Annotated in this window: 12 protein-coding genes and 1 pseudogene; 6 read left to right on the forward strand and 7 right to left on the reverse strand. The window is 40.5% G+C overall.

Annotated features, from left to right (window positions below; genetic code table 11):
- Positions 1-508 precede the first annotated feature (508 nt).
- A complete protein-coding gene (pdaB, locus tag ACQCV8_RS17400) occupies positions 509-1273 on the forward strand; it encodes a polysaccharide deacetylase family sporulation protein PdaB (RefSeq protein WP_426846611.1) in 765 nt (254 codons plus the stop codon).
- An 81-nt stretch (positions 1274-1354) separates the two neighbouring features.
- On the opposite strand, the gene ACQCV8_RS17405 is transcribed toward pdaB, so the two are convergent.
- On the reverse strand, positions 1355-1981 hold the full coding sequence (locus ACQCV8_RS17405; RefSeq protein WP_426846613.1) for a KinB-signaling pathway activation protein: 627 nt from the start codon (positions 1979-1981) through the stop codon (positions 1355-1357).
- Between the two features lie 141 nt (positions 1982-2122).
- Here ACQCV8_RS17405 and gerD point away from each other — a divergent pair, with 141 nt between their 5' ends.
- Positions 2123-2764, forward strand: coding sequence for a spore germination lipoprotein GerD (gene gerD / locus ACQCV8_RS17410; RefSeq protein WP_426846615.1), 642 nt, complete (start codon positions 2123-2125; stop codon positions 2762-2764).
- A gap of 41 nt (positions 2765-2805) precedes the next feature.
- Here gerD and ACQCV8_RS17415 read toward each other — a convergent pair whose 3' ends face one another.
- The 5 genes from ACQCV8_RS17415 to ACQCV8_RS17435 all read right to left on the reverse strand — a co-directional run bounded on the left by ACQCV8_RS17415 (position 2806) and on the right by ACQCV8_RS17435 (position 6761).
- Positions 2806-3570, reverse strand: a complete 765-nt coding sequence (locus tag ACQCV8_RS17415) for an Mrp/NBP35 family ATP-binding protein (RefSeq protein ID WP_426846765.1) — start codon at positions 3568-3570, stop codon at positions 2806-2808.
- 429 nt (positions 3571-3999) lie between these two features.
- Positions 4000-4716: an N-acetylmuramoyl-L-alanine amidase CwlD gene (gene cwlD / locus ACQCV8_RS17420; RefSeq protein WP_426846617.1), complete on the reverse strand. Its 717-nt coding sequence runs from the start codon at positions 4714-4716 to the stop codon at positions 4000-4002.
- 61 nt (positions 4717-4777) lie between these two features.
- On the reverse strand, positions 4778-5221 hold the full coding sequence (locus tag ACQCV8_RS17425; protein WP_426846619.1) for a DUF2521 family protein: 444 nt from the start codon (positions 5219-5221) through the stop codon (positions 4778-4780).
- 82 nt (positions 5222-5303) lie between these two features.
- The gene (locus tag ACQCV8_RS17430) at positions 5304-6080 is read right to left on the reverse strand and encodes a putative hydro-lyase (protein WP_426846621.1); all 777 of its coding nucleotides are present in this window, start codon (positions 6078-6080) and stop codon (positions 5304-5306) included.
- Between the two features lie 51 nt (positions 6081-6131).
- The gene (locus ACQCV8_RS17435) at positions 6132-6761 is read right to left on the reverse strand and encodes a class I SAM-dependent methyltransferase (RefSeq protein WP_426846623.1); all 630 of its coding nucleotides are present in this window, start codon (positions 6759-6761) and stop codon (positions 6132-6134) included.
- A 472-nt stretch (positions 6762-7233) separates the two neighbouring features.
- Between ACQCV8_RS17435 and ACQCV8_RS17440 the strand changes: the two genes are divergently transcribed.
- Together ACQCV8_RS17440 and ACQCV8_RS17445 are read left to right on the forward strand one after the other, a co-directional pair.
- On the forward strand, positions 7234-8196 hold the full coding sequence (locus ACQCV8_RS17440) for a helix-turn-helix transcriptional regulator (protein ID WP_426846767.1): 963 nt from the start codon (positions 7234-7236) through the stop codon (positions 8194-8196).
- A gap of 75 nt (positions 8197-8271) precedes the next feature.
- Complete coding sequence (locus tag ACQCV8_RS17445) at positions 8272-8904, forward strand: type 1 glutamine amidotransferase family protein (protein WP_426846625.1); 633 nt, start codon at positions 8272-8274, stop codon at positions 8902-8904.
- Between the two features lie 409 nt (positions 8905-9313).
- Here the strand turns inward: ACQCV8_RS17445 and rpsI are convergent.
- Positions 9314-9379: pseudogene (rpsI, locus tag ACQCV8_RS17450) on the reverse strand (30S ribosomal protein S9); the annotation flags it as partial.
- Positions 9380-9770: 391 nt separating this feature from the next.
- On the opposite strand from rpsI, the gene ACQCV8_RS17455 reads away from it, so the two are divergent.
- Both ACQCV8_RS17455 and ACQCV8_RS17460 read left to right on the forward strand, forming a co-directional pair.
- Positions 9771-11300 (forward strand): PIN domain-containing protein, encoded by a 1530-nt coding sequence (locus ACQCV8_RS17455; protein WP_426846627.1) that lies wholly within the window; start codon positions 9771-9773, stop codon positions 11298-11300.
- Positions 11301-11549: 249 nt separating this feature from the next.
- The gene (locus ACQCV8_RS17460) at positions 11550-13913 is read left to right on the forward strand and encodes a hypothetical protein (RefSeq protein WP_426846629.1); all 2364 of its coding nucleotides are present in this window, start codon (positions 11550-11552) and stop codon (positions 13911-13913) included.
- The last annotated feature ends 1798 nt before the right edge of the window (positions 13914-15711 follow it).

Below are 15711 nucleotides of genomic sequence, written 5' to 3' on the forward strand. Positions count from 1 at the left end.
GCACGCCGCCAGCGTTCGTCCTGAGCCAGGATCAAACTCTCCAAAAAGTAGTTTGACTAGCTCTTGTTTAAAACTTTAGAATTAACGTTGGCACTTCGATTTGTTTAGTTTTCAAAGATCATTTTTTGCACCGCCTCGTTTAGCGGCTTTAATAATATAACATGATGTTCCATCGCAGTCAACAAATTCTTTAAATGTTTTTTTAAACACATTTAGTTGTTTACAGCGACGCAAATAAATATACCACGCTGAAATATCAGCGTCAATACTCTTTTAAATTTTCGTGCCCTTCTTAAAATGGGGTGCCTATTTTCCCCTTGGGGGATCTCCGTACTCCCGCTTTCAATGGGCGTCCAGAACCTACACAGTCCTTTTCACTTTCCTGTATGTTCAGATGGCTGTATTCATTCATATAAACCTTATCCGAAAATCTGATTTGATTCATGGAATTCCTGTCCTTCGCATATCTATAAGACAAGACTGATACTGGACAAGGAGGCCTGCTGGCATGAATCGAATTTACGTCTTCCGGGCAAAAAAAATTAAGCAAGTCTTTATAATAGCGATAGCCGCTCTATTTACCGCCGGAATTTTATATGTAGAAAATGTTGTTCAATACCCCGTATTTTCCTCTGTCACCGGACCAAAGGCCATTTACAAAGGAGAAGCCGGCAGCAAAAAGATTGCGCTGACTTTTGATATCAGCTGGGGTGATGAAAAAGCCCTGCCCATTCTGGATACACTGAAAAGAAACCATGTAACGAACGCTACATTCTTTATTTCCGCTTCCTGGGCTGAGCGCCACCCGGGCATTGTAAAACGCATGGTTAAGGATGGGCATCAGATCGGAAGTATGGGCTACTCTTATAAAAACTATACGAATCTAAAGCCTGAAGAAATCAGGAGAGATTTGATGCTTGCACAAAAAACGTTCGATCAGCTGAATGTAAAAAAGATTCAATACCTGCGTCCTCCGACTGGACACTTCAATAAGCAAGTATTAGATATTGCTTCTGCTTACGGACTGTCCGTTGTCCACTACAGCATCGATTCGAACGACTGGACTAATCCCGGGGTGAGTAAAATTGTAGAAAATGTTACGGGCAACCTCGGCGGAGGCGACATCATTTTGCTGCACGCTTCTGATTCTGCTAAGCAAACGAAAGATGCTATCCCTAAAATTCTTAAAAATGTAACAGAGAAAGGCTACCGAAATGTAACCGTCAATGAGCTCGTAGCCAATACAGAATCCCGGTCCAAAGAAGTGAACTAGCTTTATCCTTTCCTCAGCTGCTCAGGCTGGGGCTTTTTATTGGACCGCATTCCGATACGAAACAGCAGTATTGCACAGCTTTCAGCCCTCCGCGGTTTTCCGCCGCTCCGTCTTCCTGGCAGCAGACCCGCTGAAGCGCGGAAGCATAATCAGCTGAAAAGCATTGCAGCACAGTAAGGATATAAGCATAAAGTACAGCCAGTTTTGATCATTTTCCCTAAGGGCAGGGAACCATTCAACAGCTGTTCCGACGAAAATAAAAAACAGCGCGGGAATAAAAGCTCCTTTATTTGTATCTTTTTGCTTAATATAAGCGATGATAAGGCTTACAAAAAAGAATCCGGCAGCCGGCCAAATATATGGAAGAACCGGTCCTGATTCTCCGAATGCCTGATAACGGAAATAAATTAAATCAAATAGAACAAACACAATTAAAACCATCTGAACCGGATTCCAAAGTGACCCAAAGATTCCCATTCCAAAGCGATGCAGCGTCAAATATGCAAAGAAGCCCATCTGGCTGATTATACTGAACATCATTCCCACTCCGACAAACCATACTAAGGAAGCGAGGACTTCATCTATTTGCCCTGATGCAAGCAGACCAGACTGCTGCTCCCAATTAATGATCATGCCGGATGCTATAGCTGCAGCCGCTCCCACGAGCAAGCCGGAAAAGAAAAAACGTACCCAGTCCCTGCTTTTCATTAACGCTCCCCCATCCCATTTCTCTGCTTTGATTTTATCAAGCCTCCTTTAAAATTGCTATACAGGGAATTTTTTTCAGTCATAAAAAAAAGCCTGTGCCCCATATTAAGGATAGGAACTTGTGAAAGGAGCCCTTTAATCATGAAACAATTTATCCTGCTCCTCACGATTAGTGCGCTTGCTATCGGTTTGAATGGCTGTGCTCCTAAAGCGGAGGGCGCAAGTGAAATGGATTATGAAAAGACGAAAAAAATGGTTGTCGATATATTAAAAACAGATGAAGGCAAAACCGCTCTGCAGGAAGTTTTAAAAGATGAAGAAATGAAACAGGCTCTCGTCATGGACCAGAAGATGGTATCAGAAACGATCAAAAAAACCCTTACATCCAAAGAAGGCGCAAAATTTTGGACAAAGATCTTTGAAGACCCTCAATTTTCAGAGGCCTTCGCCATGAGCCTGCAGAAGGAACATGAAAAGGTAATCAAGCAATTGATGGCAGATCCAGACTATCAAAAGATGATGATTGAAATCCTTCAAAATCCCGAAATGGAAAAACAAATTGGGACCGTAATCCAAAGCCAGGAATCAAGGAAGTACATTCAGGAAGTCATTACTGAAACCCTATCAAGCCCGCTTTATAAAACAAAAATGCAGGACGCTCTTTTGAAGGCAGCGCAGGAAATGGGACAGCAGCAGCAAGGCGGCGGCTCAAGCGGCGGCGGCCAGGAGCAGGGCGGATCATCTGGGGGTGGAGGAGAATCCGGCGGCTCTGGAGGTCAGTAAATCAGAAAAAACGCCCAATCAGTGATCGGGCGTTTTTTTCATTAGCTAATACTTGTCGGCACCAGGCTGGCCACCTTTTCTGCCATTGTTTCGTAAATTTTCCCAGTCGGATGATCTTGTGCATAAACCGAAGGAGCGAAGTCCTTTTCATTCCAATCCGGCTGGCGGAGAGGAATCCGTCCAAGAATCGGCACCTGCAATTCTTCTGCAAGCTTATCGCCTCCACCTTTGCCGAATACATATTCCTTCTCCCCGGTTGTCTGACTCTCAAAATACGCCATATTTTCTACTACTCCAATGACTTCATGGTCTGTGCGCAATGCCATCGCACCTGCACGGGCTGCAACAAATGCTGCAGTCGGATGCGGAGTGGATACGATGATTTCTTTGCAGGCCGGAAGCATCGAGTGAACGTCAAGCGCTACATCCCCTGTTCCAGGAGGCAAGTCAAGAAGCAGATAATCCAAATCTCCCCACTCAACCTCCTGGAAGAAGTTGTTCAGCATCTTGCCGAGCATCGGGCCTCTCCAAATAACCGGTGCATTATCTTCTACAAAAAAGCCCATTGAAATAACTTTTACTCCAAACCGTTCTACCGGAATGATGGAATCTCCCCGAAGGACCGGCCGATTGGTAATCCCCATCATATCAGGCACGCTGAAGCCGTATATATCGGCATCAATAAGCCCGACCTTTTTCCCCATTCGGGCAAGTGCCACTGCAAGGTTAACTGATACCGTGGATTTGCCTACGCCGCCTTTTCCGCTGGCTATCGCGATATACGTTGGTTCTTTTCCTCCAGCCATGAGACCTGCTGAAGACTCCTGCTTTGGCTGGAGAGATGCGACAACTTCCTGCGGCAGCTCTTCAAAACGCAAGCCGACAGTTTCCGCTCCAGCCTCCTTCAGTCTGGCGACAAGTTCCTGCTGGAGCTTCATTTGCTCTGGAGTATTAAGCTTGGCAATGGCGACTTTCAGACTGACATGGTTTTTTTCCGCCTTCACCTTCACTTCTTTAATCCCATTTACATCTTTCAGCGGTATATGTAAAAAAGGCTCTTGGATTTGTTCTGCTATCTGTCTCAATTTTTCTTCCTGCAACATGTGCTTCACCCTCTTTGAATTCGTTTACAACAGTATAACATATCCAGTAAATTTGGACTGGATTCCTGATCTGCATCGACGCATCCTCAGCCTGCCGTCCGCCCCGCTTCCCTAGCGGAAAAAGAACCTCCTTTACTCAGGAGGCTCCGTTTTATCCGTATAATATCTTAAAATCCCTTTATATACCGATCCGGCCACTTTATCTAAATAGTCAGGGTCAGAAAAGAGCTTCTCCTCTTCTCCATTTGATAAGAACCCGACTTCCACGAGGGCACCGGGTTTATTTGTGTATTTCACTAAATAGATGCCATGGATCGTCTTTGCTTTTCGATCGGTGTTTTCAAGATTGCTCCTCAGTTCATCCTGAATAAATTTTGCCATTCTGGCGTTTTCTTCGAACTTGCCGTCATAGAAGGTTTGTGCGCCTCGCCATTGTCTTTGCGGCAAAGCATTTAAGTGCAGACTTAAATACATATCAGCTGAAGATGAATTGATCATTTCCACCCGGTTGCGGAGATCCTCCGCCTTTTTCCTGCTATATCCTTTTGTGCCGATGGAAGACAGATCGATATCCGTTTCTCTCGTTAAAAGAACAAGGGCTCCCTGCTCCTGCAGATAATCCCTGGTTCGTTTGGCAATTTCGAGGGTCACATCTTTTTCCAGAAGTTTTGTGCCGACGGCCCCTCCATCCGGTCCGCCGTGACCCGGATCCAGGTAAATGACTTTACCGGCTAATGGCAAATTCCAGGACTCCCAGGAATCATCGTTTGCAAATTGAAATTGAAACAGCAGCAGCAATACAATAAATCCCGCTGCAAAAGCGATCCACCTCAGCTTAATTCTTTTCACGCCTCTTCCTCCCCGCCGCCCTTTCCTACTTCACTATATGGGACAGGGTCAGGGATTATGATTAATGGAGGCGTAATTTATACCGCTTCTGCCCTCTTAAAAACCCCTCTTTCCACCAATGCTGCATAAAGCACTCCGAGGCTATGTAAAGAGATTCATGGCAGATGACGCTCTCGTTTGGACAGCCCCAGCTGATGATGTAGTCATAAAAATCAGCTGTCAGCCTTGTTTCTTCTTTGCCGGACCGGTTTTGGACACAGGTCATGGATTCTCCTCTGAAACCAAATTTGCTGTACTTGGCTCCAAGTAAAAAGGATTCGATTGCAAAATCGGCACACCCTTCTTCAATGCTCCATTTCGATAACAATCCATAATGAAAGAAGGTGGCAAAGTGGATGTGGATCCCTTTTTTTAATTCCTTCACCGACACCTCTTTCAGCATGCTCCGTTCATACTTCATCTGCTTTTCCCGTCTTTTATCTTTAAGAAAAACCATGTTGCTCATCATGCGGCCCCCTTTACAGGTAGTATCTGCTTACAAGGCGCCGGCATTCATTGAGTGCAATAAAAAACCCGCCTCAGGCGGGTCAAAGTTCAAGGTCAGTATCTTTTAAATCAGTAATGAACATATGGCCGGGAGCATGGGTAATCATGAAATCGGGCTTTGATGCGATGGCAGCTGCCTGGGGGGTGACGCCGCACGCCCAGAATACAGGAATTTCATCTGCTTTAATCGTAACCCTGTCCCCGAAATCAGGATTATTCACATCAAGAATGCCAATCTGCTCCGGGTTCCCTATATGAACAGGAGCGCCATGCGACTTAGGCGATCTCGCTGTAATCTGCACAGCAGCTGCGGCTTGGTTTGCAGGAATTGGACGCATGCTGACAACCATCGTTCCCTTAAATAGGCCGCTTTGCCGGCATGGAAGATTTGTATGGAACATCGGCACGTTTACCCCCTCTTCAATATGCCGTACCGGGATCTCGTGAGCAAGAAGCGCTCTTTCAAATGTGAAGCTGCAGCCAAGCAGAAAAGCAACGAAATCTTCCTCCCACAGGTCTGTAATCGAATCTGGTTCGGATACGAGAATTCCTCTTTCATACACTCTGTATTTTGGCAAATCGGTTCTCAAATCCGCTCCAGGTGCCGTTAATTCCGGAATAAAGGAGCCGGCATCCGTCACATCCAAAACAGGGCAGGCTTTTTCATTTCTCTGGCAGAACAGCAAAAAATCAAAAGCCAGCTGCCTTTTTAAAACAACCAGGTTCGTTTGTACATACCCATCTGCAAGACCGGCGGTGGAGCGTGTCCATCTGTTTTCCCTGATCGCTTTGCGAAGCTCTTCAAGTGTTCCTCCCATGCTTATCACCTCCTACTCAATGTAACGAATTAAAGGACGTTTCTCAACAGTTCACTCCGTCCTTCCGCAGATCTCTTCTCCCGGTTTTGCCCAAACGAGATGAAGAGAGCCCAGCATATAACTCTCAATCCTTACCGTTTCAAGAGGGCTTTCCTCAATCAGCCCGATAATATCTCTATCGATATGGCAGCCCGTTCTTTTCTCCAGCCATCTATCCGCCATTTGCTGCAGACGCGCGCACATCTTATTTTTACTGATCCCGTGCTCAAAAAGAAGGACTTGCCCCTCATCCTTACACCAATGCGCTAAACGATGCAAAACCTTTTCAGGGTTAGGATAGGCGCATAGCGATAATGTAGAAACGACGGTATCATAGGCCCTCTCTTCAAAAACGAGCTCTTCTGCATTTCCTGTAATCAACTCCACTTCGAGACCTTGCTCTAAAGCTTCCGCCCTTGCTTTCTCAATCATGGCCGGGCTGAAATCACAAGCCGTTATCCCGGAAGCGTTATGGTAATACCTAAAATTCGCTCCCGCTCCGACGGATACCTCCAATACATTTCCGTGAACAAACTCGAAGAGCCTTTCCCGCAGCTTATGATCTCTCGTATTTTTCTTCAGCCTCTTGCTGTAAGCTTTAGCTTGTTTGTTGAACAGCTTTATTTGGTGATTGCGATCCATGCCCAGTCCCCCTTTTTTTCAGCCCCTTATCGTCCGGTCTCCGTTGAATACGGGGTTCAATACCCGCTTTCATTCATCTATATGTTTTCAGGAAATGTTGAAGTCTCTCTGAAGTGAATTGCGCGGACTGACGAATGCCTAACATTCAGGAAACACATAAGTGATCTATTGCAATTTGCTATTCACCGACAGACGGAAGCAGCCTCTCCAGTATGAATGTGATGAGAAATCGATTGAGTTGGAATGGATTTGATTATTGACTTAATCACTAGAGGAGATGTATTTTAGTAACCAGCACCACTAAAGTGCAGAACTAAGGTTTTTAGGAAGCTCAGGAAATAGTACACACGGGATGACGGTTTATATGAATGGAAATCAATTTCGTGTACTTACATATGTGACTGGGGTCTCATTTTATATCCTGAAAATTTTTAAATAGGGTGGAGAATAATTTATATAGAGGTGGAGTCACATTCCTAAAATTGACAATACATTAGCTATTCTATGGATGCTTCGTTCTGGTGAAAAAATCACAGCAAAACAGATTTCAGAAAAGCTAGAAATGAATATAAGGACTGTGTATCGATATATTGATACACTTTCAATAAGCGGCGTACCTATAATCTCAGAATCAGGACATAACGGTGGATATACTTTATTAGACAATTATATTGAAGCTCCTCTATTTTTTGATTATGAAGAGCAAATCTCACTTTATCATGCTGCTGTTTTTGCAGAAGAAGCCGGATATTATGGTGGTGAAGCTCTAAACAGGGCTATTTCAAAGCTAAGGAATTATTCAAATCAGGAGCAGGAAACGAAGATAAACCATCATTTAAACAGTCTTGAGGTTATAAGCCGATTAAATTCTCTTTCCAGGGATCCTTTCTTGAGTGAGTTGGAGAAAGCCGTAGCTGATGCACATACTGTAAAGATTCAATACAATAAAAATGCCGAAGAAAAATCAGCGTACAGAATATTCGATCCGTATAGAATTATCTATTGGAATAATAAGTGGTATGTGATTGGATTTTGTCATCTTAGAAATGAAATCCGCAGTTTTAGAGTAGATCGAATTCAAAGTCTGATGCTGACCGAAAACAAATTTAACCGGCCGGAAAATTTTTCAGCACGTGACTTTTTCATGAAAAACCTTCTTCCAGCTATAGAAGATAAGGAAGCAATCATTTCTTTAGTTATGAATGGAAATACAAGGACGTTGGATGATATTTGCCAACATTGGTTTTTAGGGCATTATTTACAAGAACGGACTTCAAATCAAGCGGTATTTCTTCTTGATAAAGATACAATCCATCAATATGTCCCTTATTTACTTTTACCGTACGGTAAATCTATCCAAGTTATTGAGCCAATAAGTCTTAAGAAAAGAATTATTGAAGTTCTATCGGAATTAATAAAATTTCATCAAGTATGAAAACTTCCCTGACGCTAACTGTCAGGGAAGTTTTATTATAATAAGCTATATCAATTGTGATTGGAGTGTTATTGGATGCACACAAAAAAAGCGTTTCTATATGTATTTAATACAATGTCGGACTGGGAATATGGATATTTAATCGCTGAACTAAATTCAGGAAGATATTTCAAAAAAGATTTAGCACCTTTAAAAGTAATTACAGTAGGAGCTAATAAAGAAATGATTGCTACTATGGGAGGACTGAGCATAAAACCAGATCTTTCACTTGATGAATGCACTCTTGAGAGTAAAGATCTTTTAATCTTGCCAGGAGGGACTACTTGGAGTGAAGAAATTCATAAGCCTGTCTTAGAAAGAATTGGCGAAGCTTTAAAGCTTGGCACAATTGTTGCTGCAATTTGCGGTGCAATTGAGGCCCTTGCGAATATGGGATACTTAGATACTAGAAAGCATACAAGCAACAATCTGGAATTCACTAAAATGGTATGTCCCGACTATAAAGGGGAAAAGTTCTTTGAATTCGGTTCTGCGGTATCTGATGCAAATTTAGTTACTGCATCAGGAATAGCGCCCCTCGAATTTGCAATGGAGGTACTGAAAAAAATAGATGTATTTACACCGGATGCATTACAATCATGGTATAGCCTAAATAAGACACATAAACCTGAATACTTCTTCCAGTTAATGAACTCAATAAGTAAATGAAGGTACTGAAAAGCTCAAATTCTCTATTCAGATTTGAAGAGATGCCGGGCTTTTTAATTTGGAATTTCCTTATCGTTTTAAATCTGCATTTTCCTGACGCTGCCCTCATTTGAGTTGAAATCACTTGATTGGGCTGCCAATCAATGGATATGTATTAACAGATAAAAACACAGGTTCGTCATGGTACAACGCGAGTCACTCAAATATAGCCTGGAATCACCTTGACATCTCCCCAGCCATTACCGTTGTCGTAAGTATGTAACGTACATCGAATCAAAGAAGCGAAAGGAAAGACAGCGGAGAAGTATATGAGATTTTATCTCGGGGTATTCATTTCCATCTTCAGACATGAAAAAACCCTCCTCGCTCCATAGGAGCAAAGAGGGTAAACATTGATATACCAAGTATATTAACGTTTTGAGAACTGAGGTGCACGGCGTGCGCCTTTAAGTCCGTATTTTTTACGCTCTTTCAGAGGTGAGTTAATTTACCATTATTTAACAATTGATAAACCGTATTAAATCAACGTTTTCCCCATTTTATGTCCTGCGGGGTTGTTACTGATTTTTCGCAAAGGGTATTCAAGGGGTATTCAAAAGGTAGCTGAAATAAAATACGCTGGCAGGCTATATAAAGGAAATTTTTCAGCTCTAATATATCATCCAATATTAATACATAGTTTCTATTAGATCCGTGTTTGCTATTATGTAGAGTATAGGATCGTTAACCATACGCTCTATCCACTACACTTCCTCCATTTCAAACTTCCAATTAGTGGATTGAACCTCCTTTTACTTTTCCCTGTTCTAGAATGAATAATACTGATGCCAATTTTATAATTACAATAAAAAAAGGAGTGACTACTTATGAAGTATTTGATGATTGATACAAATATATATATTGATATGATTGTAGCTAGAAACCAATCCCATAAACCTGAGTCATATAATCATTTAATGAGTTTTTTAAATTATGGCGAAATTCGACTAATTGTTCCTAAAATTGTAAAAACAGAAGTATTTAGACACCTTGAAAATGAAATTGATAAAATCGAAAAAGTAATCAATGGAATTAAAAGTAATATTAACAGTCTTTACTGGGTAAACAAAATTGAAGAGATAGAACAATTCAACGAAAAACTTAAACCAGTTAGAATGGGAATAAATAATTTATACGATGAATTTGAAAAAAATAAAAAGAGATACAAGGAAGACTCAAAGGATTTATTTAACAAACTATTCCAACATCAAAACACAATTATAATAGATGAGACAGAGAATATAGTTTTTAAGGCTACTCAACGTAGAATACATAAGTTACGGCCTTTTCATTATGGAAAAGACAAGGATTCAATAGCTGACTCAATTATAATTGAAACATTAATTAACATCGAAGATTTAATGACTTTTAATAATGACGATAGAATATATTTCCTGTCACGAAATACCAAAGATTTTTCTGCGGAGGATAATAATAACCTATTACATAAGGATATTAGTTCAAGCCTAGGATCAAAACAAATCCATGATCAAATTCATTACAGAATATTATTTACAAGAACATTATTAGTGGATTTTAAAGACGAAACAGAACACGTTGGGCTGATTGAAGAATTAAAAGCAGAAGAAAAATGGGAACAAGATAGACAAATCCATGAGAGTGAAGACTTTGAAATAGAAATAAGGAGAGAAGCCGGAGGTCTGTCATCATTAAATGCAGATTTTGAAGAAAGAATAGGAGAGCTTAATGAAATTCAAGATTTGTTAGATAATCTTGAAAATTTTAAGGTAGAGCTTGTAGGTGAATATGAGACCTATTCTGAACTCTATTTCTCATTATATGAGGAGTTAGGTAATAGACATTTCGAAGAAATAATGAATTTAATATCCAATTTCAATCGTCAAAAGCTTTTACTAGAATTTGATACAGAAGGTTGCAAAGATGAAGCTGATCTTGTGAATGAAATCTTTTCACTTGTTCATAAGTTTTGTTACAACAGTGATGAAATCCAAATTGATGAAATGATTAAATATCAAGACTTTTTTGGATTGAATAATACTTTAGCAGAGTTTAAAGGTTTTGATGGTTCCCAATTTAGAATTGATATAAATGGTGGTTTAAATCCTAATGATGCGGGAACAGATTTGATTTTCATTGAATTTTATATGAATAATCGGAAAATTGAAGATGGTAGGATTACTTTAAATTATGGATATCTGGAGTTTGATGAAGATGGTAATGTAGGGGATGCGTTAGATGAGAGTATAGATATAGAGATTACAAGTGTCATTGGAAAAATTGAATGTGTTAAAAATGAAATTATAAGGGGAATTGTCGAGAATACAAAAGTATTAAAAAGGATAATTGATGGACTTGGTATAGAGATAGATGTTTAAACATATAGTTCTATTAAAATGATTCTTAGTTTTGAAAAGGGATGGATTTAGTTTAAAGATTCTTACTTATACCCTCCGTTCTTCTGATTTGTAATTCTTGATATCATATACGGCCGCATCACCCTAATAAAAAAAGATATATTTTATATTTTCTAAAAATTAAAATTATATAGAATAATTTGAATAAAATGCAATGGATAATTTTAAAAAATATTGTGATGCTTCTGTAAGGGGCTAGGAGGAAATAGCTTGTACGATCAAAAAATAAAACTATTTAATTTTAAATATATTATTGTTACTTCGGAAACTCAGAATGTTCCCGATACGTTATTTAATAGATTTGACAACAATATTATAGAATCTATTCATTTTTTAGAAACTATTGCTAAATTACCAGTTGAATTTAACGAACTAATACAGGAATGGCCTTTAACAGCCACAGGATTTAACCATAATATTATATATCTAAATGAAAGGCAGCTAACTCCACAACTATTATCCTCATTTTATCCCTACATATATGGTGCCTTTTTTATTTTAGATGAAGTAAGGATAAAGACAATTAAACTAATTAGACAGTACACTAGACTTCCGGTTATAAGCAATAAGAAAATAACAATGACGATAGAATACAATGGAGATTTAATTTCAAATTTATATAGTTATTGGAGCAAATCAACGAAAGAAATATTTGATAATGTTTCTAACGAAAACGAGTTACAAGATTACTTTAATTTAGAAAGATTGAATTCAATCAATGGTTACTCAACCTTGTCTACCAATTTCATTAGACCATTGCATAATACGATAAATCGTCTGAGAGGGCTAAATCAGGATCTAAATAATGGATTATATACCCCAGAACCTTTGAGTCCAGAAAATTATGATAAAAAGGAAGCAGAAGCTGATGAGGAAATAGTAAGAGCTTTAAAGCAACTGATAATAGAGAAATATGTAACTTTGACAGTTGGCTTTTTTGCTGAAGGTAGTTTTGACAGCAATGATGAGCGAATACTTTCTAATTTTGGAGTGAGAAAAGAAGAAATTAAAGATTTATACGAACAAAAGGATGAATCTAATTATCATAAAATTGTGTCTAGAATCTCATCTAACTTTGAATCGCTTAAATTTAAGACAAATATGGTACTTTGTTTCCCATCTATAAATTACCATCTATTAATGAAAATTAATGGAATGGCAGGAAAAAATAAATTACCCAAAAAGATATTACGGTTATTATATAATTCGTCTTCTTATTATCAGTCGTTTGATTCAACTATACTTGATGGTGCTAGTGATAACCGAAAAGATTTTAATTTTGCTACATTTTATTATACTAGCTCACAAAGGGCTAAAGAACTTGCACTCATTAGTAGTCTACACACAATTTTTTCATTGGGTAAGCAAATCCCCTTTATTCGAACACGAAATGTACCTTCTCAGGAATTCTACAGAAAAACCTATGCTCTTTCTCGGTACTCGGAAAAAATGGAAGAGAGAAATAAGATCTCAGACTTTGTAAGAACTTTTAAAAAATTGAGCTCCATTATAACGGATGTGGTTCCTGATGAGCAGTGGGAGATAATTTTAAATCATGGAAATCATATAAAAGTTCTGTCGGATATGCCAGTTGAATGGGCAAATTATAGAGGGCTGCCATTATGCGTTGAAAAGAAATTTAGTAGAGTTCCAATCACACCAGGAAATGGATTAATTTCTCACTCCTATGTATTAAATAATGAGTATGTGATCTCAAAGGATAATTTAAGTATCCTAATAGTAAATACGTTAAATAAAAATGACCAGCTATATCCTTTAGGGATTGGTCTAAAAAGAGAAGTAGATAAATATTTGAAACTGATTGATAGAAATTGTGTTTACAAAGAAGCATCAACTAAGGATGACTTTATTTCTATAATAGAAGAAATTCAACCTGTAATTCTGATATTTTATGGTCACGGTTCATATGATGCTATTGAAGATATAGGCAAACTACATATAAGTAATGAGTATATTACATCTGTGGAAATTGAAAAAATTGAACATAATCCACTCATCACAATACTAGGTGCGTGTGAAACACAAGTTCTTCATGGTACCCATATGAACACAGCTTCACTATTTTTAGGAAATCTATCTGTATCCGTATTGGGAACTTTTTTTCCTATTGATGGATTGAAAGCTTTTAGTTTTATTAGTGGTCTTATCAGAAACTTAGTTAACACTTTGAATGGCACTGCTCCAGCAAACTATTTTAAGCAATGGAATGATATAATTTTACAAACTTATAGGGCTCATTATTTATTAGAGCCTATTCATTCTATGGATTCGTATTTGATTAAACGAGGTAGTCGCTTAAAAAACTATATTGAAGACCCGCTAGCGGAATTTATGCAATTGTCTGACGATAGAAAAATTTATGATTTTGTAGAGCGATTACGAAATAGAGATGTTATTTATAAAGAAATATTCTCCAAACATAACAAATTAGAGGTTGCTTATCAAAGTATATTAAAAAATAATTTATTACTCCCAGATTCGTTATTTTATTCATCTCTTGGCTCACCAGAAATAATTAAAATAAAAAGAGAAAAAACAAGTGAGATAATCTAAGATTTCTAATATGAGTATTAGGATTGCTTTGGTAAAAAAAGTTCAGTCGATTGATTTAAGAAGCTGATGGGGTGCAATAAGGTCCATACCTCTTCGTAGCCATGCAACCAGAGTTTGAACACAACTAAACCACAAGGACCATCCGGCCGGAACTGTACGCGTTTCATGACATTTTGGACAACGTAAGCAAGAATAAGACAAGCTCGCATCTTAAAAGCTACAAAAGTTCGCTGAATGACCTACTTTCTCTTATGGATTAATCTTTCTCGGGTATGCTGGTGGTAGATACACTTTTCTCGCAGGGCAACATTTAAGACTGCTTTGTCAAAGTGGATGCATCCCGTAAGGGTATACAGCAACTCATGCATCCAAAACGACCCGGACAGCCTGGAAGCAGGCGTTTTGGCCTCCGCACAGAAAAAGCTCTTGCTGAAAGGACTTTCGATTTAAGACCTGACGAACTCACTCATGTGAGTTCGTTTTTTTGTCAGCAGATGCCCATCTCATGTGAACAGGACCGTACGGCATGTGATATACCATGCGACGGAAACCGATGCGTATGACGTGCCGCATCCCGTGCCGTATGTCATGCTGGATACGATAAGCATTTTCCTGCACACCGAATCGGCACGGGATATGCATTGCACGGCATTACGTATCTCATGCGTACGCCGTGCGCAATGCGGTGCCGCATCTCATGATAAACCCGGTATGTGCACGGCATGTCATACCGTATGCGTATGCGGTGCGGGATGTCGTGATAGAGGAAGATGGTTGCGCACGTCGTGTCATATGGCGTACCGCATGACATGTGAGAATGATGGCGCATGGGACGCACTGGTTTATCGGATGCCGATTTCATGCGTACGCCATGCGATATGGTATACGTCATAGAATGCGCACCGCATTTCACATCAAAGACAGCTCCGGGATGACGGTCTTTTTTTTGGCCAGCAGAGGCACTTGACCGTAAGACCAGAGCGCCGGACAGCGTTTCTGAGTGCAGCGCGCGCCATCGGGGCGGGTCCCGCGCCCGTCGGTGGTTCTTCCCGCCTTCTCTCGCTATCGCTCGTATAACCGCTCCGGGCTTCCCGCCCCGTTGTCACGCAGAAAAGCTGTTAAATCAAGGGCAGCAAGGCTTTTCGAGCGGGTCCCGCGTCGGTCGGTGGTTCTTCCTGACTCTCTCGCTTTCGCTCGTATAACCGCTCCCTCCTTCCCCCTCGAAAAGCCTTAAAATCCTTGTGCCCGACGAGCGCGGAGCCTTCCTCCGCTCGGTGGTTTTTCCTGCCTTTTTTGCTCGCACGTTGTGCGTACAAGAATCGACTTTTTGACATACAACCGCCTCGCGTCGTCCGCGCTGTCGGACTCCAGGATCCCTTTTCTGAGTGTCTCTCCTGATGACCCGCTCCCTGTTCAGTCCGCGTCTCGACCGTCTTTTCTGGCAGCTTCCCCCTACCTGATTTTCTGGCAGCTCCTGACCGCCTGTGAGCGCCAAATCCCGGCACGAAAACTCCTGCCCTATTCAGGCCCTCCGCTCTCGCAGTCGGGCTGAAATCGGGCCGGGAGGTGCCTCGGAACTCGTCATACGCTGCTGCGCTGATTGGCTGACCGATGGAACTCGGCCGACCGCATAACGGCGCGGTTTATCGACACGTGAGTTCCTCGGGAACTCGGCACGATGTCCGCCCCGATGTGGCACAACGCCAGTCGCCGCAATGGATTGAGGATGGTTTGATGTACGCGGCGGAATTGCGGTGCGGTACGGGGGAAAGAGCATAAGGGGGACGTATGACAAGCT

The sequence above is a fragment of the Metabacillus sp. 84 genome (assembly GCF_050107715.1).
Lineage (GTDB): Bacteria > Bacillota > Bacilli > Bacillales > Bacillaceae > Metabacillus_B.